This is a genomic window from Croceitalea sp. MTPC5, assembly GCF_036985505.1.
GTDB lineage: Bacteria > Bacteroidota > Bacteroidia > Flavobacteriales > Flavobacteriaceae > Croceitalea.
The window spans coordinates 867,732-886,142 of the sequence record NZ_BTGQ01000002.1; the positions used below are offsets into that span (position 1 = coordinate 867,732).

Sequence of the window (18,411 nt, forward strand, 5' to 3'; positions counted from 1 at the left end):
CCATAAATCGATTTATGTATCTTTAAATACAAGAATTGACATCATGAAACCGCTAAAACTACTTTTTGCACTACTTTTTGTCGTTACCCTGTGCCAAGCACAAGAAACGGAATCTGAAATTGAAGCCGTAAAAGCCGCCTGTCTAAATTACATCAATACTTTTTACGAAGCTGACACCACACTTGCCTATAAAAGTGTACACCCGAGTGTTCGAAAAGTGGGGTTTTATTTTAAAGATGATGAAAAAACCTATTCCCCACAGTTAGAGATGCCTTTTCAAGACCTGATCAAGCTTGCCAAGAGTTGGAATGCCGATGGAAATCAAATCAATGATACATCACCAAAAGAAGTTACCATTTTCGAGGTTTCCGATAAAATTGCCAGTGCGAAGGTTACCGCCGTTTGGGGTATTGATTACCTCAGTCTGCGAAAAGAAAATGATACTTGGATGATCATGAATGTACTTTGGCAATCACCCCCTAGGTTTTCCGTTTCCGAAGAGTGAACGGGTTATAATTTTTCTTGTAGTTTTTTGGTCAAGATACTATCCGAAACTTTTTTCAACGCGACCAATTGACCTACATTTTCATTAGGCACGGCTATGGATAGTACATAGTGGGCGATTTTCCAATTTCCATCTATTTTTTTGAGTACCCCTGAGCCCCTACAGAGTTTCATTTGAGTGTCTAACAATTCATCAAACCAAGCAAAATCTTGTTGACCATTGATATAGATGTTACGCTCAACAGCTTTAAAACTCCAAGCCTTACCCTTATCAAAATAAGGTTTTGAAAAATCCCGAAACTCTTGGTTTTGCCAATTCTCGGTAGCATCAGTGCCCAGAAAGACCCCGTCTTGGGTCATCAAACCAAAATACCTGTCGAAATCAGCATCTGCAGCAGCCTCATGCCAATCGTCCAGAACTGATTGAATGGTATCTTTTTCATACTGTTGTGCAAACCCGGAGCCTGTAAGCAAACAAGCTGTTACGAATAGGAATAGTCTATTTTTCATTTAAAATGAGATTGATATCCAACTTACTGTTGACCATGATGTTAAACTGTGACCTCAAGGCGTTATTTGCCAAAAGCATTTTACGCATGGGTTCATCGACATCAGTCTGTTCTATGATACTTGCCTTTACATTTAAAAGAAACGTTCTGACCACACGCTGTCTACTTTTGATCTGCGCATTGTCAAAAGTCTCAGGATATTCACCTTCGACCATAGCTTTTTCTTTATTCAATAGGTCATCAATGGCCAATGCGAGATCCTCATTGTTATTGGCCCGATAGAGTACTTGAAAACTACTTTCAAAGTCTTGAAACTCTTGCCAGTCAGTAAGGATTTCCTGTGCTTTTGGATTAATCGTTTGGGCCTCGGGCATGTCTTGAAAGGTAAAAAAAACGGTTTTCCCTTCGACGGTCCCCGTCGATTCCCCTTCATCTTTACACCCTAATCCCAGGGTGATAAAAGCCAGAAAAAGCAATAATTTTTGCATGAAACGAAAGTACAAATTTTAAGATAAGCTATATTTACCCATGTATTGAATTAACTTCTTTTACATGCAAAAATCTATTTTGATCATTGGGGCTTGCGGACAAATAGGTACTGAACTGACCATAGCGCTTCGCGAAAAATATGGCAACGATTCGGTCGTGGCGAGCGATATTCGTGAGGGTAGCGAAAATTTAATGCAGTCAGGTCCTTTTGAACTGCTAGACGCCACCAATTATGAGGCAATTGAAGATGTCGTGATGCACTATGAGATAGCCGAAGTCTATTTGATGGCGGCAATGTTAAGTGCCACGGCAGAAAAATTCCCGATGCGCGCATGGAACCTGAACATGAACTCGTTGTTCAATGTTTTGAACCTAGCTAAAGAAAAGAAGATAGATAAAATATTCTGGCCCAGCAGTATCGCTGTCTTCGGCCCCAATACCCCAAAAAATGAAACCCCACAACATACCCTAATGGAACCCAGTACGGTTTACGGTATCAGCAAACAGTCTGGGGAACGATGGTGCGAATATTATTTTAAAAAATTCGGGGTCGACGTACGCAGTGTACGTTACCCTGGCTTAATCAGTTGGAAGACCCAACCAGGTGGTGGTACGACGGATTATGCGGTTGAAATTTTTCATAAGGCATTGTCCGAAAAAAAGTACACCTCATTTCTTAATGAAGAAACAAAACTACCTATGATGTATATGGACGATGCCATATGGGCCACCATTTCATTGATGGACGCCAATAACGGGGACCTTTCCATACGATCGTCTTACAATTTGGGTGCCATGAGTTTTGCCCCTAGAGAATTGGCCGAATGCATCAAAACGCACATTCCAGATTTTGAGATTACCTATAAGCCCGACTTTAGACAAGAAATTGCCAATAGTTGGCCCGCAAGTGTCGATGACTCCAAAGCCAGTCAAGATTGGGGCTGGGCCCCCGAATTTGATTTGGGGAAAACTACGGAAGAAATGCTAAAGAATTTAGAACAATAACACATTCGTACGATATGTAAATATTGCAATGGTCTATTTTTAAGGCTATTGCACTATCTTCCATGCAATTCCATATTTGGAGAATTACCTTCTTTCAAATAGTGTTGAAAAAAGCCTTTCATATGAGAAAAATAGTCGCTTCTAAATTCACTTATCCTATGGTCCGCACCTTCAAAAAGAATATAACGTACGGGGTGTTCGTATTTATACAGTTCCTGTACCAATTCGAGCGACTCAGAAGCCGTAACGCGCCAATCTGAACTACCATGCATGATGAGCATAGGAGTGGTCTTGCACATTTTATCGGCCCAAAAAACAGCAGATCGGGCTTTCAGTTCCTTTTCTTTATTGTTGTAATACCCTGGAATGTATTTTGCGTATACATTTTCTTCAAAGTCTGGTCTATTGAGCAACGTAAAGGCATTTGCCGCACCGGCCAGAACCACGGCAGCTTTGAATTCACAAGATGCTTTCAGTGCGCGATACGTCATCATACCGCCTCGGCTCGCGCCCTCGATCCCTATTCTCGAAGTATCGGCGTTATCTATTTCGTTTAGGGTATTGACCAAACTTAGCACATCGTTCAAGTCTTTGCCCCCTATTTCATCTTGGCCCTCACTGCCGTCATTACCTCGATATTGGCTTGCGACCACTACATAGCCCCAACTTGCTAATTTTCCTAGAAAAAAGCCTACCCCTATTTCATTCCATTTACCGAATTCACCGGAGCCCCCTCGATTGGAAATTACACAGGGAAAACTCCCCTCCCCAATGGGTTTGGCGATAAACCCTTTAATTTTAAGGGAGTCAGATAAATATGTGATACGATAGAATTCTATTTGTTCTAGGGCCAAAGCCAATTCGGCATCGGCTTTTTGAATTTTAGCGACAGTAGCATCGCTTAAAACCATTCTTTCTTTTTCGATTATTTTACCGTCTTGTGCATCTACGAAGTAAAAGCCAAGACAAAATAGCGTTATAATGGTTATTGATTTTAATTTCATTGGTATGGGTATTTTGATGAACTAGAACAAGTATATATGCGAATTAAGTATATCTCATTAATTACCAATATCCGATTTCCCCCCAGTCTTTCGCAACAACTTAATCTGATGGATTTCAATCGCCTTATCAATGGGTTTTAACATATCATACATGTTTAAGGCCACTACACTGGCGCCATGCATGGCCTCTACCTCCACCCCTGTCTTGTAAAAAGTCTTTACGGTGACCTTTACGGTAATTTGTAATCCCTCGATTTCATAATCAATTCCCGCGTATTCAATAGGTAATGGATGACAATCCGGCAACAATTCAGGCGTTTTTTTCAGTCCTAAAAACCCTGCGGCCTTGCTCATGGCAAACACATCGCCTTTTGGCACGGTTCTATTTTGAATGGCCGTTATGGTTTCTGACGAGCCGACCTTTACGATTGCCTGTGCAATAGCAGTACGATGGGTATTTTGTTTTTGTGTAATATCGACCATTTGTTAGGTATTGACTTTCCATTGGTATGAATCGTCTTCAAACAATTCCTTACCAAAAACCGGAACTTCTTTTTTAATTTCCTCCACCACATGATGTAATGCTTCGAACACCGCTGCCCGATGTGGTGAAGAGACAAATACGAACAAACATATCTCGCCTACCGCTACTTTACCCAAACTATGGTAAATGTGCATACAGGTGAGTTCAAACTTTTCAAAGGTGGCCTCGCGAATCTCGTGAAACTTTTGATTGGCCATTGTTTCGTACGCCGAATAATCTATAGCACCTACCCTCTTGCCATCAATTTCATCGGCACGTACTTGCCCCAAAAAAATATCATGGGCACCAATGGTAGTTTTCGATTGGTGTTTGGCAATAGAATTTGCTATAAATTCTGGAGTAATCGCCCCTTGTACAAAGACATTCTTTAGCTCCTTTTTTTTCATGAAAAATACTTTCGTACTAAGGTAAACAAGATTTGCAAACTGGAAATCGTATCGCACAAATTCGTGCAAAAGCGGCATATAATAATTCTTCTAAAGGATTTTTTTGATAAAAATGTTTAAGTCCCAGAAAATCGCTCGACCAAACCGAAGTACGCAAAAAATCCAAGGATCATGAAAAATTCAAACCAATTCAAAAGCCTAATACTGGGGTTCACTTTAGTGTTAATGGTTACAGCCTGTAGTGATGACGATAATGGGGATATCCCCACCCCAGAACCACAAACTGAAGTGTCATTTGATTTGGTGGTGACTTCTGGTGGATTTGGAAGTGGTTTGGGCCAAGCGTTACGTTTTGATGGTGAAAATGGAACATTCTTAGGTGAATTTCCAAATGATGCCACACTTCTAAATGACGACCCGAGGGATATTGTGATCAACATTGCCGATCCTAGGGAAATTCTAGATGGGTTTGCCAACACCAATCTTTTTATAGTCGGCGGTAACAATAACTTGGTTTCCTATTCCTTACAAGGTGATTTGATCGCTGAATTCATCCCTCCATTTACCGGTACTGAAAATGGAACTGACTTTTCTTTAAATGCTGGAGGCGCCGTACTTGGGCCCGATGGTAATCTATACCTTGGATCTCGTTCTGGCGGAAACATTGTGAGATTTGATTCTACCACTGGTGAATTCATCGATATTTTCGTTGCCACGAATGATGTGAGTTTCCCCAGGGGCTTTGTTTTCGATGACGATTTCCTCTTTTTAGGCAATGGTGCCGACCCTACCAGTGGTATTGGCGGGGCTACTATACAGCAATATGACGGCACAACAGGTGAATTGATAGACCCGAACTTCATTTCTGATGAAAACCTGAGCCCGTTGGATGTTATTCTAGGTTTAGACGGTAATATTTATACCAGTAGTGAGTTTCCCTTTGTAGGTGGCGCAGATCCCATGCCCGGCACCGTACGGGTGTACAGTTCTGAAAACGGGGACCTACTACAGGTCATCGACCCCCGCGATGCAAATGGGGAGTCTTTGATTATCGCACCTAGGGGCTTGGGGTTTGGCCCCGATGGACTATTATATATCAGTAGTACAGGAAACGGCAGGGTAATTCGCGTCAATCCGAACACCGGGGAATTTGTGGATATTTTTATCGAATTTGAAGGTTTGAACGGGCAGGCACTGACCTTCGTTCCGGCAAACTGATTCCAAATCGTACTAAGAGTGGTGTGTTCATTTGAGTAAACCGATTTGCGCTATTTTCATAAATATTGATAACCTTAATACTTACTTTCCGTATGGGATTGTATACAGTAGGAAGGATAAGCATAAAATGGCTTTATTTTTTATGGATCCCTAAGGGTTTTAAAAAGAAAGGCTTAGAGGGCCTTGATATACTTGTGGGTTTTCCAACCACTGATTTCCTATTTATTCGACTTATCTTGTTATCCTTTAAAAGGCCCTTGAACAGCCCCTTTATTAAATGAGCAACATTGTCGATTTTATACTAGTTACGGGTATTATCCTCACCCTAATTGCCATTATCGGTCTTATCAAGGTCAAAAAGAAGGCGTTGCCGCAGTACATTTTAGGGGTCATTTGGTTGGCCATACTTGATGTGCTTTTATTCTTTTATGCCGTATTACGTGACATCAATGTGCTGGAATCCATAACCTATTATGTGCAAGATGGCGTACGTTTTTTGATACCACCCTTGGTCTACGTTTATATCAAATCAATCTTTTTGGAAAAAAGGAATCTGATAAGGGCAAACCTATTTCATTTTATACCGTTTCTACTGTATTTATGTGGTTATACCATACCAAGTTCTTTAAGATTGGAACTTTTTCATATTGAATTGATCCAAGATCATATTGAGCTTGCTTTAGAAAAAGACCTCTATGGCATCTTCTATTTCGTAATAAGTCTCAGATTGTTTTACAACATGAGAAAAGCGCTAAAAAACAACTATTCGAAAATCGGCGAAAAAGACTTCTTATGGATTGAGAAGTTTTTGTACAGTTTTCTTCTGGTATTGGTCATTGACCTTTTGATTACCTTAAGTGAACTCTTGTTTGCCTATGATGTCTTTTGGGATAGTTATATTACCGCAATAGCTTTAGTGGTTGCGATAGGATATTTGGGCTACTACGGACTCACGCAGTCAACGATATTCCTTCCTGATTTTTTGATTGAGAACCATTTAAGGAACCCGGCCATTACCAAAACGAAACCAAGTGTTATCGCAAATGATCAAAAAAATGTATTGATGGCAACCTATACCAGGATCATGAAAGATGAAAAACGCTATTTGTCATCAGATATCAGTTTAAGGGAGCTTGCCCAAGAGATGGAATTACCCGAAAGAAAATTATCGGCCTTTTTTAGAGAGGTCTTGAAAAGTAACTTTTATGACTCGGTAAATGCCTTTCGAGTCGCTGAAGCAAAGGTGCTATTAAAATCCGACGCCGTAGAACTTCATTCCATAACCGGCATTGGACTCTCTTGCGGATTTAAATCAAAAAGCAGTTTCTATAGGATATTCAAAAAACATATGGGAATGACCCCTTTGAAATATGCCAAGCAGCAATAGATAAGTCCTATTTTGCGCGATGATACCTATTTCATTGTAGCACCTTTGAGCTTTTTGCTTTGATAGGATATCTTGTTGACCAACGTTGAACTAAATTTTAAAAATGAACTTCAAAACCCCTTTGTTAACGCTGCTGCTTTTAGGCATATTAAGTTGTAAAACCGAAGATCGAACCACAACGATGGCAACATCTAAAAACTCGGTTCCGTTGGGCATTGCCTATCCTGTTTCGAACATTGCCATTGATGGCCGATTAGAAGATTGGAATGCCGCCCTACCTGAATATCCCATTACTGCCTTACTTGAAAATGAGATGGACGGTACAAATGATTTGAGTGCTGTTTTTAGGGTCGGCTTTTCTAAAAAAGACAATTCGGTCTATATCGCAGTAACCGTTAGCGACGACAACCATCAAGTAGATGACGATGCAGGGGCATTGACGGATAATCAAGACCAATGTTTGCTATACGTGGATAAAATGCACTCGCCAAAAGGTTCGGGGGTCAACGTTTATAGTTTTAATGAATTGTACAAAGAAATAGACGACGCTAGCACAAGTTGGGACCCCTTGGTCAAAAATGCGGATTGGAGTACCGTTGAAGTAGCCTCGAAAAGAATAGATAACAAGACCAATTATGAGGCCATGATACGATTTGACGAGCCCATAACCCCAGGAAAAATGTTAGGGCTCGACTTTATGATCTACGATAGCGATAATCCTAACCTTGAAGAGGATATTACCCGGATATCTTGGAGAAGATCCGATGGTAAGACCAATGTGCCTTTTAAACTTGGCAACGTGTTGCTTTCAGAGGAGAAAGTGGAAATTGGAACGCTTCAGGGATACTTGAAATGGAAAACGGATTACCTAGGCTTACCTATTAACAAAATCAAGGTTTCTTCGGCTAAAGACCCATCATATTGGGTGAGGGAAGATGTAGATACTACCGGGTTCTTTGACCTAAACCTTCCTAAAGGCAAGTATTCCATTGTTCCCGAATGGGGCATTTATAACGGGGAGGACCAACTACACAAGATCATTAAAAATCCAACCCAGGTCGAAGTAAAGCCTAATGGCGTATCGGAAGCTGATGTGATGATTGAAGTAGCGCAACCCCTAGATCTAATTCCTGATAAGGGCATTTTACTTACCGATACGGCAGACCCCTATGGCGAAATCGATGCTTTTATCAATGCGTATATTGATTTTTACGAAATACCCGGGGTATCATTGGCCATCATTGAAGACGGCAAAATGAGTTACCACAATACCTATGGCGTTGAGAACACCTTCAGTAATACACCGGTTACCCCGCAAACTATTTTTGAGGCCGCATCCATCACCAAACCCGTTTTTGCATTTACGGTGATGCGACTTGCCGAAAAGGGCATTATAGATTTGGATAAACCCTTATACCAGTATTTACCATTCGAAGAAATTGAACACGATCCCCGGTATCAAAAAATTACGGCCCGTATGGTGTTAAGCCATAAAACGGGTTTCCCTAACTGGCGTTCCGGAAAAATGGAAATCCTTTTTGACCCCGGAACGGCATTTGGCTATTCAGGTGAAGGGTTCGAATATTTAAAAAGGGTGGTTGAGCATATCACTTCTAAAGATATTGTTACCATCTTGAATGAAGAAACCCTTCAACCTCTTGAACTGAATACTATTTTCTTTGAAAAAAGCGATCATCTTTTTAAAGTGGTCGCCCATGGCCATGACGATAATTATCCGCATAAGGTATCCTTGCCCAATAAGGCGGGAATGGCTTGGAGCATGCATACGGAAGCCAAGTCTTTTTCTGATTTTGCCATTGCACTATTGCAAAGAAAAGGGTTAAAAGCGCAAACCTACAGTGACCTGTTTTACAAGCATACGGTTACGGATAAATATGAGGAACTGAACTCTGAAGAATGGAAAAGCTACTTTGGCCTGGGATTGCAAATAGAAAAGACCCCATATGGATATACTTTCGGTCACGGTGGAAATAACGGCGACTTCAAATGTGAATTTAAAGTGTATGAAGACCTGCAAAAAGGATTCGTTGTTTTCACCAATGGAAATACTGGGGGCGAATTGGCCTATAAGGCACTGGAACGGTTTTTGATTACGGGAAAATCGAACTTCAAATAGAAGCTTTCCAATATCATTCATTATTGACCTATCATTAGTATGGACGTATAACCTCGAACAGCTATGTAAATCTTTTGACCACAGTCTATTTTTTATTATGAAAAGAAATTTTCTTTTACTAATTCTAATTTCAGCCATCAATATCGGGTTTACCCAAACCACAGAATTTAATGGCCTCAACGTTTATTTTAATGGTTTGCAAGCCAACAATAAATTTATGGGTAGTGTCGCTATCTATAAGGCCAATAAAATAGTTTACAGCAATCAATTTGGTTTTAAGACTATTGAAACCAAGGATGTACCAGATGAAAATACAAAATATAGAATCGGGTCCATTTCAAAGACCTTTACTGCCGTACTCATTTTTAAGGCCATAGAAAAAGGGAGGCTAAATCTCTCTGAAACCTTGGATACCTATTTTCCCTCAATAAAGAATGCAAAAAAAATAACGATCTCAAATTTATTGAACCACCGAAGTGGCATCCCTAGCTTTACCGATAAAAAAGATGCTTACTTGAGCTTCAATACGCAGTTTAAGGCCGAAAAAGAGATGATCACCATGGTATCGGAATACCAGAGTGATTTTGAGCCCGATACGCAAGCATCATATAGTAATTCCAACTATTTGCTGCTTTCTTATATTTTAGAAAAGGTGTTTGATAAAAGTTTCGGACAAATAGTAACCGATGAAATTTCAAAGCCCTTGAATTTAGGAAATACGTATTATGCGGAACGTTTGTCCGCTCAGAACAATGAAGCTTATTCTTTCGTTATCAGAAAAAAGCGATGGAAACAAGAAACCCAAACCCATGGAAGCATCGGTTTGGGGGCTGGAAGTTTGGTTTCAACACCTGTAGATTTAATTCAATTTTCCCAAGCACTCTTTAAGGGAAAGATCATATCAAATGAAAGTTTGAAAAAAATGAAAACCATAAGGGATAAATTCGGTATGGGCCTATTTCAAACCAACTATTTTGATTCCACAAGCTTTGGCCATAATAGTGGTATAGACGGCTTTGTATCCATGTTTCGATACTTTCCGGAAAATGATATGGCCTTTGCGGTGACTTCGAACGGACTGGATTATGACTTCAACGCCATAGAGACCGTAGTGGTCAAGAGTATGTTCAACAAACCCTTTGATCTACCTATTTTTAGCAGCTACGAACATAGCTCGAAACAGCTTAACACGTATCTGGGCACGTATTCCAGTCCCTCTTTTCCAGTGAAACTGAAGGTAACCAAACTGAAGAAAAGACTTATCGTCAATGTAGCCTCTCAAGAACCTATGTTATTCGATGCCTATGAAAAAAATAAGTTCAAATTAGATGCGGCGGGCATGGTAATCGAGTTTTTCCCAGATAAAAATGAAATGGCCATCACCCAAGGAAGTCAAACCAATGTATTGCAAAAGGAGTAAAAACGGATTTATAGCTAAGAAATCAGGCGAACTTTTGAAAATTGATTGCACCTACCTTTAGATGCCAGTTTTCACCAAAAGAAAACTCCTCTTAAAAGTACTACCGAGAAATCCATGTCATTGCTTTTTTTATTACGGAACAACTGAACTCGATTCATTTTTCATAAATGCAGTCGAATATGTAGTGTAAGCAGGGTTATTAAAATCAGTATTATCACTTCTGCATTATTTCTTAAAAAAGAACTCCAACATCGGCAACCAATTCTTATTCCAGTTCTTCATTGTATGACCGTGCGGTACTTCATTGTATCCAACTTCATAATCTTTGGACTTTAGTATCTCTAATAATTTTCTTGTCGTACTTTCACCGTCCAAAAAAGCACCAGTGCTTAAAAAAAACCGTATGGACAATCTAGGATTCTCTTGATAGGCTTTCTTCAAGTAGGGTTTAGGATGTATGGCGGGGGACATCACCGCGATGTTGCCAAAAGTTTTTCCTTGGTCTTCCAGACCAAAATAGAGCGAATTTAATCCACCAAAGGAAACACCGTTTAAATACCGTTCTGATGGTCTTGTTGCAACAGAATATTGTTTCTCAACTTCTGGAAGCAGTTCTGAAATAAAGAATTCGAAATATTTCGGATTCGCCAATAGTTCGGCATTTCTACGATTACGCCCAGTTTCTGGGTGCTCAGGACTTACCAGCACGATGATAAATGGTTTTTGGTTTTTTTGCTGAAAATCGCTTGCTACAGTTAAAAACTTGCTCTTGTTTTCGACTGTTGGACCGTCGGTCATATACAGACTCGGATACTGTTTACTTTTATCATAACCCTTAGGTAAGACCACGGTATACTCAATGGTGTAGCCCATAGTTTTACTCTGTAAAGAGTGTCTTTCAATTGAAGGATTGGTATTTGTAATACCTATCATTGCGCTTATAAAAATTAAAAGATTATTCATACATACAATTTATAACCATTTTTGAACTCTATGCTTAAATCTATTCAAATGTTCTCTGGCAGTAGCCTTTATAAAAGGTGTGAAAAGTAACTTGTACTTCAAATATGTTCGTAAATCATTGCACGGACTTTCTACATTTATCGCTGCTTTTACCAGCGTATATTTTTTCACATAATCATAGGTTAAATGCACCATTGTGGTAGCCTTGTTATGTTTGCCCCAAAGTTCGGGTAACGACATCTCACAACTAAAAAAATTAGTTTGAGAAGAGGTACTTGTATTCGATACCGTTCCATTCATTTCATACACATCCATCATCTCAATCATCGCTTTATAAACCAAATCACGTGGTTTAGAAATTTGTTCTTGAAGTGCGATATATATTTTCAAATCTCTTTTAAATATTAGATGCATATCAACAGAGGGTGTGACAATTACCACCCAACATAACTGGGAGCTTTTATGCCTTTTAACCTTAGATAAACAACCATTTGTCCTCTATGGTGGGTCAAATGGTTGTCCATTAAGTTCATCAACCTGCTTTTTGTGGATTGCCCATACCACATTCTTGTAGTCTCGCCTAACTGTGCAGCCTCAATGGTTTCAATATAGATAAGCAATTCATCAAAGTTCTTTTCTAGGGATGCCATAAGCGACTTTTTTGAGGACGCATCCACTTTAGTAAGACCTGTCAAGCCAACTTTTTTGATATGGTTGTTTAACCAACTGGCGATATGAGTTGCTTGGCTTTTGAAGGTTTTCATACCATCTGCTGGTTTAAAATCATAGTCTGCTTCGGGCATAGCCTCCAATACTTTTAAAGTGTATCGTTTATTGGCTTTCCATTTTTTGATATAGTCTTCAACTAGGTATTGACCATCGATTGATTTCATACGCTTTGTTTGAGAATTGCAAGAACCACAAAAAGATATTGCCAGTAGAAATAGTATGTAATTAAGATACTTTTTCATTTTCTGAAAAGTGATTAGGCCGCTTTGTAGTTCTTTTTAATGGTTTTGAAATTTTTTGCGGTCACTTCTTCTCCTGTGGTAGCAAAGTGATTGACCGATATGGCATAATCCTTAATTAATCCTGCTAATTGTCCTTTTGCCAAAGCCCCTAAAAAAGCGGGTTTGGTGCGGAACTGCATTCTCACGTGCATCTTGGATTTATTTTCATCTATAGGTTCTACCCGATAATCTGCATAACTGTACTCGGGTACCATCGGAAACTTGCCCACGTGTACCAATTGGTTTCGAAAAGATTTGTTTTCCCTGTCAAAGTTTTTTTGCACTTCTTGGAGAAACTTTGTTCCTTTTTCATTAAAAAGGCACTTACGTTCGGCTCCTTCGCAACCTTCGGTAGAGCCATTTATATAATGGGAATTGATAATTTGGGGATGTGATTTATAGGTGTTGCCATAATCCTCACCCGTTATCTGCCATACTTTTTCGGCGGACGCATTGATGTCGAACGTCATTTCTACAACTTGTACTTTTTTCTGTTTTGCCATTGTTTTTAAAATTTAAAAAGCTCCCTATCCGCAAAAAGGCGGATGGGGAACTTCATTAGGGGGAATTGTTACAAAATCGCCTTGGTGTAAATAAACTCCATCTTACTCATTACGGCATCACGAATATCAACGTGAGCGGTAAAGTCAGGGTCGTTTTGAAACTTCTTAGGGTCATTGATATCGTTCCACTGGAATATTCCCATCATTTGAGGGGTATATGCGGTAGCGGAAGTTTTTGGGGCTCCTGGATGTGGCCCTACAAAAGCGGTCTGCGCAATGCCATATTTACCCATTACAGGGCCGATTTTTCCAAAGTAGGTTTGCATCACTTGCATAATCACGGGCATTTGCTCAGGTGCCGTTGCAATTGTCCACGCACTGGTAAAATCGTAGATTTTATCATCTCTAAAGACCACTGGTGTATCTTGTTGTGCTCCAAAGAAGCCAACATCGATTAAGCTCTTTTTAGCTTTCGCGAAAGCGGAACTTGATGCTACCTTGGCATAACCGGCCAGGTTGGTCCATTGTACAATGGCAATGTGGGTAACCGGTCTTTCCGTACTCTTCTTCACTACCTCAAATTGGGCAACAAGTTGACCGCCGTTTTTAGCAACTTCCTTCCCGTATTCTTTTGCAATGGATGCAAAGTTCTTGGCATCCGTATTAAAGTATAAGGTCTCTAGCACGGCACCTGCCTTAATGGTAAACTCCCCTGTTTTAACATCTGCCGGAATAGTTTCCGTTTGTTCTACACCTGACGAATGGTCGGGCAATTTATTTTCGGTAACCTCTGTACTTGCGGTTGCCGTTTCCTTTTTCGTGTTTTTTTCATTACAGGCTTGAGCGGTTATCGTAAATAGGCCCAAGGCTACAATACTCAAAATTTGATTTACTCTTTTCATTTTTCTATGATTTATATTAATTATTGATAGTGATTAAAATTTTTCCTTTTTGTTTGTTGCTTTCCATATAGCTGAAGGCATCCTTTGCTTCTTCCAATGAAAAAATACGGTCGATGACGGGTTGATATTTTCCTTCAGCTAAGCCTTTTAAAATATGGTCACGCGTCTGTGCAAACCGTTCGGGGTGTTGCAGTATGTGGAACACCAAGTGGACAGCTTCGATACGGATACCTTTAATCAATAGGGGAAACAATGGTAACGGCGTATCTTCTAGGGAGAGGATACCATAAATAACTATTGTGGATTCATTGGCAGCGGCTTCCGCCAGTTCGTTTACAAAAGTTCCCGCTACTGGGTCAAAGGCAATATCAAATCCTTTACCACCTGTAATTTCCATCACCCTTTCGGCCAGGTTTTCTTCTTGTGTCGCTATGGCATAATCCGCACCCTGTTCAAGCAGGTAGTCTTTCTTGTCTGTAGTTCGGGTGGTCGCTATAACAATGGCTCCGAGGTTCTTTGCTACTTGAATCGCTGAAAGACCCACACTTGAACTTGCAGCGGATATTAGTACGATTTGACCTGCATTGTCTTGAAGTCCACCTCTAAAAACTAGTCCGCCATAAGCGGTAGCGTATGACATCCAAACGGCAGCGGCTTCTTCAAAACCGATGTTTTCAGGTTTAGGGATTACGGCTTCTATAGGTGCAGCGACATACTCTCCGATAAAGCCATATTCGGTTGGCATCACGTTAGGGGTAAGACACACTTCTTGTCCTACTTCATAGTCCTCAACATTCTTACCTATGGCGTGAATTATTCCAGAAGCTTCCAGCCCGACTTTTGCGGGAAACTCTGGTTGAAAGAGGTATTGTCCTTGAAAGAACAAAAGTTCGGCCCTATTAATACCACACGCCTTCACCTGAACGATGATTTCATTTTCTTTAGCATTGGGTATGTCAAGCTCTTGAAGTTCCAAGACCTCAGGACCGCCTATTGCATTAAATCGAATTGCTTTCATCTTGTTACGCGGAAATGGTTTCTAATTGTTGTGCTGAAGCGGCATACATCTGTGAGGTCATCTCTTTGATTTGAGGAAATGGTTCTTCGTCCAAAAGCTCTAATTCCGCAATCCATTCCAAGCGAGTGCCTTCTCCTTCTTCAGAAAAAGTAAGCGTACCCAAGACAGACGATGCAGGAACCATTTCTTGCTTGTCGATGCGGTATTGGAATACCTTGTTTTCCTCATCAATTTTCGTGATTGTTTCGTGCAAAACGCCGTTTTCGTGTGTATTGCATACACGGGTTGCACCTTCACCTTCTCCGTTCATAGTACTGCTCTCAATGAGCACTACCCAATTTTCCCAGTTCTCGCCTGATTTTACGTTCTCCCAAACTTTTGATAGTGGTGCATTGATGTAATGCGATGTCTCTATTGTTTTCTTCATCTTTCTGATTTTAATTTATTTGTGATACAAAGGAATTACTTAGAGAAGCTTTCCTATTATTATTTGTTTTGTACAGGGATGTATTGGTAAGGATGGGAAGGAAACGCCCTTGCACATTTATGTTATGGCAAAGGCGCTCTAAACACCAACCATCAAAACAACTTATCGTATTGTCTTATACCAGTCATTAATGGAAGCACCAATGGCTTTAGGATGACTTTCTGGTAAGAAGTGTTTTCCTTGACCAATGTACTGTTCACTGTAATTCTTGAAATTCTCCCTTGCGTATTTGACCGCTTTTTTTCTTGTAATCAACCCCTTTTTGGCATAGATAAGATGGATTGGATATGTTACTTCCGTCAATTTTGGGGCATAGGTATTAATGATATCGGCCATATCCCCAGGTGCTTTGGATTTCATTTTCTTCGGAAAGGTTCTTGGTCCAGGACCGTTCATTATTACAGGTCGTCTGTTTACATCTTCAAAAGGTTCGGCATACGCTGCGAATTCCTCTTCGGATAGTTTACGTTTGGTAAACTGTTTCATCATCATAGCAGTAGGATTTCTCTTTATCAGAAATTTATTGGCCATTTTATCGCCACGCATCATCCAAATCATCATTTTCTGCTTTGTGGTCAGTTGCTTGAACCAATCTCGCGCTGGCATAAAGGCAGCTTCAATCATTACGACACCTTTTATCTTTTCTGGATGTTTTGTGGCATAGTATAATCCGACCAAAGACCCTAAATCATTTACGACCAGCGTGACCTTACCCATATTCATTTTTTCAATAAAGCCTTCCAGCATCGCCAATTGTGCTTCAAATGAAACGTTACCGTCTTGGGGAAGTTCTGATTTTCCATAACCCAGAAAATCAAGGGCTATTGCTCGTTTATTACCATCTACTTCGTCAATGACATTGCGCCATAGATAGGACCAGGTGGGTATACCGTGCAGAAATAGAATGGGTTCACCTTGACCCGATTCCACATAATGTATCTCATTATTGTTGACGGAAACGAACTTTGATTCGTAGTTAAACTCAGCTGAGACATTTTCCTCTGGCGGAGTTGCTTTGCCAGGGTAAATACTTTGAGCGTTTAGGTTCGATGTAATTAACGTGATGCCCATTACTAAGGCGGTAAGGTATCTTTTCATTTGTATGATTTTTGAGTTCAGGTACAAATGAAGGTCAATCTACCTCCTTCCAAGTCTTATTTGTTTTAAAAGGGAAAAGCTTGGTACGGACAGGAATTATTTTAGCAAAGGGTACACACTTCTAGATATGGGAAGTTCAATATCATATCTTTCAAAAACCAACTTGGCTTTGTGGGCATTACCTATTAATTCAAGCCCTGGATGCTCTAAATTCACTAAATACGAATTGTGGACCCTCATAAAAGCTGGGTCGGACAGTTGGAAGGTAAGCGCATTGATTTTCATACGGAGTAATTTTGTGGTAAGCTTAGCATCCTTTAGATAGTGGATAGTGGTATAGTTTCCTTCGGCCTTAGCGAACACAAAAAAACCTTTCGAGATGGTCAACGATTCATTCAATTCTGACTTAATATGCAGTAATGTAGATTGCGATTTTTCCAATTCTTCAGGATTTACCGCTACATCTAATTGTCCCACAATTCTTCTATAGATATCTGTTTTACGTAGGGGTTCAATAACAGGGTATCGGAGGACGGAGACAAGGCCAATTCCATTTTCGAAGGCTTTTTGAAGATTGGTCAAAGCCATTTCAGGCTCATACTTTACGTATACGCTCATTAGGTCAGATGCAATATCCACTTCATCGTGATTCTGTTTATAGGTCATCAATTTTTCTAAGGATTGTTCCCAACTTTTCCTGTCATCAAAATGCTGGGCCAGTTCGCAGGCTAGTCGATGGATGAAAAATTGGTTGTCACTACGTCTGGAATATATTTCTAAATAGCGTTTTGCTTCTTTTTCATTATTTAGATACGTATTTGCCGCTGTTACACCTTCAACGGCTCTGGAATAGGTTTTATCAAGTTGATAAGCACGTTCATATAGTTTTAGAGCCATAGCATATTCAGAACGATAACGATGTATATCCGCTCTCGTGCAAATTAAATCCAAGGAAACGGGGTCATAGGTAAGGGCCTTGTTTATAGCTTCAAACGCTTTTTCATCTTGGCCTATGGCCAGAAGATACCACACATATTCCCTCAAAGTGTCCACAAAGTCACGCTTAAGTTGAAGCGCATTTTGAAAGGAGAGTCCGGCCGCGTAAAAATCCTTGTCCATATACATAGCCACCAATGCTTGAATGGTGTGGGCCTGTACATTTTCAGGATTTATTTCCAATGCTCTTTTAAGCCAATCCCTTAATTTGAGAGCAATACTGATGTTGTGAACCCCATAACGAAACTGCTGAAACTCGGTGGCAGCCATTCCTGATAGAGCGAAGGAATGATTCGGGTTTTCTTGAAGAACTTTCTGGTAAAGCGCAATAGCGGTGTCATTATCACTTGGGGTGTACTTTTTAAAGTAGTACTGGGCCAAGAGCAGTTTTTCATAGGATTTCTGTGAAAGACGTTGATTTTTTTGAGTTAAAAATCCAGTAGCTCGCTGACCGATTACGTAGGTGCTTATAGTAGTTAAAATTTTTCCCTCCAAATTGGGAAAGCTGGCATTATTTTCTTCAATTACTATCACTTTTACCGTTTTTTTCCTTTTGAGAATGGCTAGAGTAACGGTAATCTTATTTTTGACCATTGCAAAAGCACCAGTTACAATAAACCCCTTAAAAATTATATCACGATAAGGGTCAAAATTCTCAGAGTATACTTTTAACTTTGGGTTAACGGCAAATTTGGAGAGCAGACTTGAGCGAAAGCCGGACAGAATTTTGCGTAAATAGTCATCCTTTGAATTGAGGTTTGTAAATGGTACTATACACAGCTCTGTGGATTTCATTTAAATGAAGTTTGAGCCGTAAAGTTAACAAGATTG

20 protein-coding genes are annotated in these 18,411 nt (G+C 40.0%); 6 read left to right on the forward strand and 14 right to left on the reverse strand.

The features are described from left to right. Positions 1–43 precede the first annotated feature (43 nt). Entirely contained in the window at positions 44–505 is a 462-nt protein-coding gene (locus AACM45_RS09035) for a nuclear transport factor 2 family protein (protein WP_339142173.1), read from the forward strand. Positions 506–510: 5 nt separating this feature from the next. Here the strand turns inward: AACM45_RS09035 and AACM45_RS09040 are convergent, their stop codons facing one another. Together AACM45_RS09040 and AACM45_RS09045 are read right to left on the reverse strand one after the other, a co-directional pair. Further along, complete coding sequence (locus tag AACM45_RS09040; RefSeq protein ID WP_339142175.1) at positions 511–1,014, reverse strand: nuclear transport factor 2 family protein; 504 nt, start codon at positions 1,012–1,014, stop codon at positions 511–513. Then, positions 1,004–1,501, reverse strand: a complete 498-nt coding sequence (locus tag AACM45_RS09045; protein ID WP_339142177.1) for a hypothetical protein — start codon at positions 1,499–1,501, stop codon at positions 1,004–1,006. Before AACM45_RS09045 ends, AACM45_RS09040 begins: the two co-directional genes overlap by 11 nt. 64 nt (positions 1,502–1,565) lie before the next feature. Here AACM45_RS09045 and AACM45_RS09050 point away from each other — a divergent pair, with 64 nt between their 5' ends. Further along, positions 1,566–2,507 (forward strand): NAD-dependent epimerase/dehydratase family protein, encoded by a 942-nt coding sequence (locus tag AACM45_RS09050; RefSeq protein WP_339142179.1) that lies wholly within the window; start codon positions 1,566–1,568, stop codon positions 2,505–2,507. A 53-nt stretch (positions 2,508–2,560) separates the two neighbouring features. On the opposite strand, the gene AACM45_RS09055 is transcribed toward AACM45_RS09050, so the two are convergent. The 3 genes from AACM45_RS09055 to AACM45_RS09065 are packed head-to-tail and all read right to left on the reverse strand — an operon-like array spanning position 2,561 to position 4,441. Next, positions 2,561–3,511, reverse strand: coding sequence for an alpha/beta hydrolase family protein (locus AACM45_RS09055; protein ID WP_339142181.1), 951 nt, complete (start codon positions 3,509–3,511; stop codon positions 2,561–2,563). Between the two features lie 57 nt (positions 3,512–3,568). Further along, positions 3,569–3,994 carry a cyclic pyranopterin monophosphate synthase MoaC gene (moaC, locus tag AACM45_RS09060; RefSeq protein ID WP_339142182.1) on the reverse strand — a complete coding sequence of 142 codons (426 nt, stop codon included), beginning with the start codon at positions 3,992–3,994 and terminating at the stop codon, positions 3,569–3,571. Between the two features lie 3 nt (positions 3,995–3,997). Further along, positions 3,998–4,441 carry a molybdenum cofactor biosynthesis protein MoaE gene (locus AACM45_RS09065; protein WP_339142183.1) on the reverse strand — a complete coding sequence of 148 codons (444 nt, stop codon included), beginning with the start codon at positions 4,439–4,441 and terminating at the stop codon, positions 3,998–4,000. 171 nt (positions 4,442–4,612) lie between these two features. Here AACM45_RS09065 and AACM45_RS09070 point away from each other — a divergent pair, with 171 nt between their 5' ends. From AACM45_RS09070 to AACM45_RS09085, 4 genes are all read left to right on the forward strand, one after another. Beyond that, positions 4,613–5,659 (forward strand): Vgb family protein, encoded by a 1,047-nt coding sequence (locus tag AACM45_RS09070; protein WP_339142184.1) that lies wholly within the window; start codon positions 4,613–4,615, stop codon positions 5,657–5,659. A gap of 277 nt (positions 5,660–5,936) precedes the next feature. Continuing rightward, the gene (locus AACM45_RS09075) at positions 5,937–7,046 is read left to right on the forward strand and encodes a helix-turn-helix domain-containing protein (protein ID WP_339142185.1); all 1,110 of its coding nucleotides are present in this window, start codon (positions 5,937–5,939) and stop codon (positions 7,044–7,046) included. 103 nt (positions 7,047–7,149) lie between these two features. After that, positions 7,150–9,183 carry a serine hydrolase gene (locus AACM45_RS09080; RefSeq protein WP_339142187.1) on the forward strand — a complete coding sequence of 678 codons (2,034 nt, stop codon included), beginning with the start codon at positions 7,150–7,152 and terminating at the stop codon, positions 9,181–9,183. Between the two features lie 97 nt (positions 9,184–9,280). Beyond that, positions 9,281–10,603 carry a serine hydrolase domain-containing protein gene (locus AACM45_RS09085; RefSeq protein WP_339142189.1) on the forward strand — a complete coding sequence of 441 codons (1,323 nt, stop codon included), beginning with the start codon at positions 9,281–9,283 and terminating at the stop codon, positions 10,601–10,603. A gap of 225 nt (positions 10,604–10,828) precedes the next feature. On the opposite strand, the gene AACM45_RS09090 is transcribed toward AACM45_RS09085, so the two are convergent. From AACM45_RS09090 to AACM45_RS09130, 9 genes are all read right to left on the reverse strand, one after another. Beyond that, complete coding sequence (locus tag AACM45_RS09090) at positions 10,829–11,566, reverse strand: alpha/beta hydrolase (RefSeq protein ID WP_339142191.1); 738 nt, start codon at positions 11,564–11,566, stop codon at positions 10,829–10,831. 9 nt (positions 11,567–11,575) lie between these two features. Then, complete coding sequence (locus AACM45_RS09095) at positions 11,576–11,956, reverse strand: hypothetical protein (RefSeq protein WP_339142192.1); 381 nt, start codon at positions 11,954–11,956, stop codon at positions 11,576–11,578. A 44-nt stretch (positions 11,957–12,000) separates the two neighbouring features. Next, positions 12,001–12,459: a DinB family protein gene (locus AACM45_RS09100; RefSeq protein WP_339142194.1), complete on the reverse strand. Its 459-nt coding sequence runs from the start codon at positions 12,457–12,459 to the stop codon at positions 12,001–12,003. Positions 12,460–12,551: 92 nt separating this feature from the next. Next, complete coding sequence (locus AACM45_RS09105; protein ID WP_339142195.1) at positions 12,552–13,079, reverse strand: SRPBCC family protein; 528 nt, start codon at positions 13,077–13,079, stop codon at positions 12,552–12,554. A gap of 68 nt (positions 13,080–13,147) precedes the next feature. Further along, positions 13,148–13,981 (reverse strand): hypothetical protein, encoded by an 834-nt coding sequence (locus tag AACM45_RS09110; protein ID WP_339142197.1) that lies wholly within the window; start codon positions 13,979–13,981, stop codon positions 13,148–13,150. A 16-nt stretch (positions 13,982–13,997) separates the two neighbouring features. Then, positions 13,998–14,999, reverse strand: coding sequence for a zinc-dependent alcohol dehydrogenase family protein (locus tag AACM45_RS09115; protein WP_339142198.1), 1,002 nt, complete (start codon positions 14,997–14,999; stop codon positions 13,998–14,000). 4 nt (positions 15,000–15,003) lie between these two features. Beyond that, positions 15,004–15,426, reverse strand: a complete 423-nt coding sequence (locus tag AACM45_RS09120; protein ID WP_339142199.1) for an SRPBCC family protein — start codon at positions 15,424–15,426, stop codon at positions 15,004–15,006. Between the two features lie 162 nt (positions 15,427–15,588). After that, positions 15,589–16,584, reverse strand: a complete 996-nt coding sequence (locus AACM45_RS09125; RefSeq protein ID WP_339142201.1) for an alpha/beta fold hydrolase — start codon at positions 16,582–16,584, stop codon at positions 15,589–15,591. 96 nt (positions 16,585–16,680) lie between these two features. Beyond that, positions 16,681–18,375: a LytTR family transcriptional regulator DNA-binding domain-containing protein gene (locus tag AACM45_RS09130; RefSeq protein ID WP_339142203.1), complete on the reverse strand. Its 1,695-nt coding sequence runs from the start codon at positions 18,373–18,375 to the stop codon at positions 16,681–16,683. Positions 18,376–18,411: the final 36 nt, after the last annotated feature.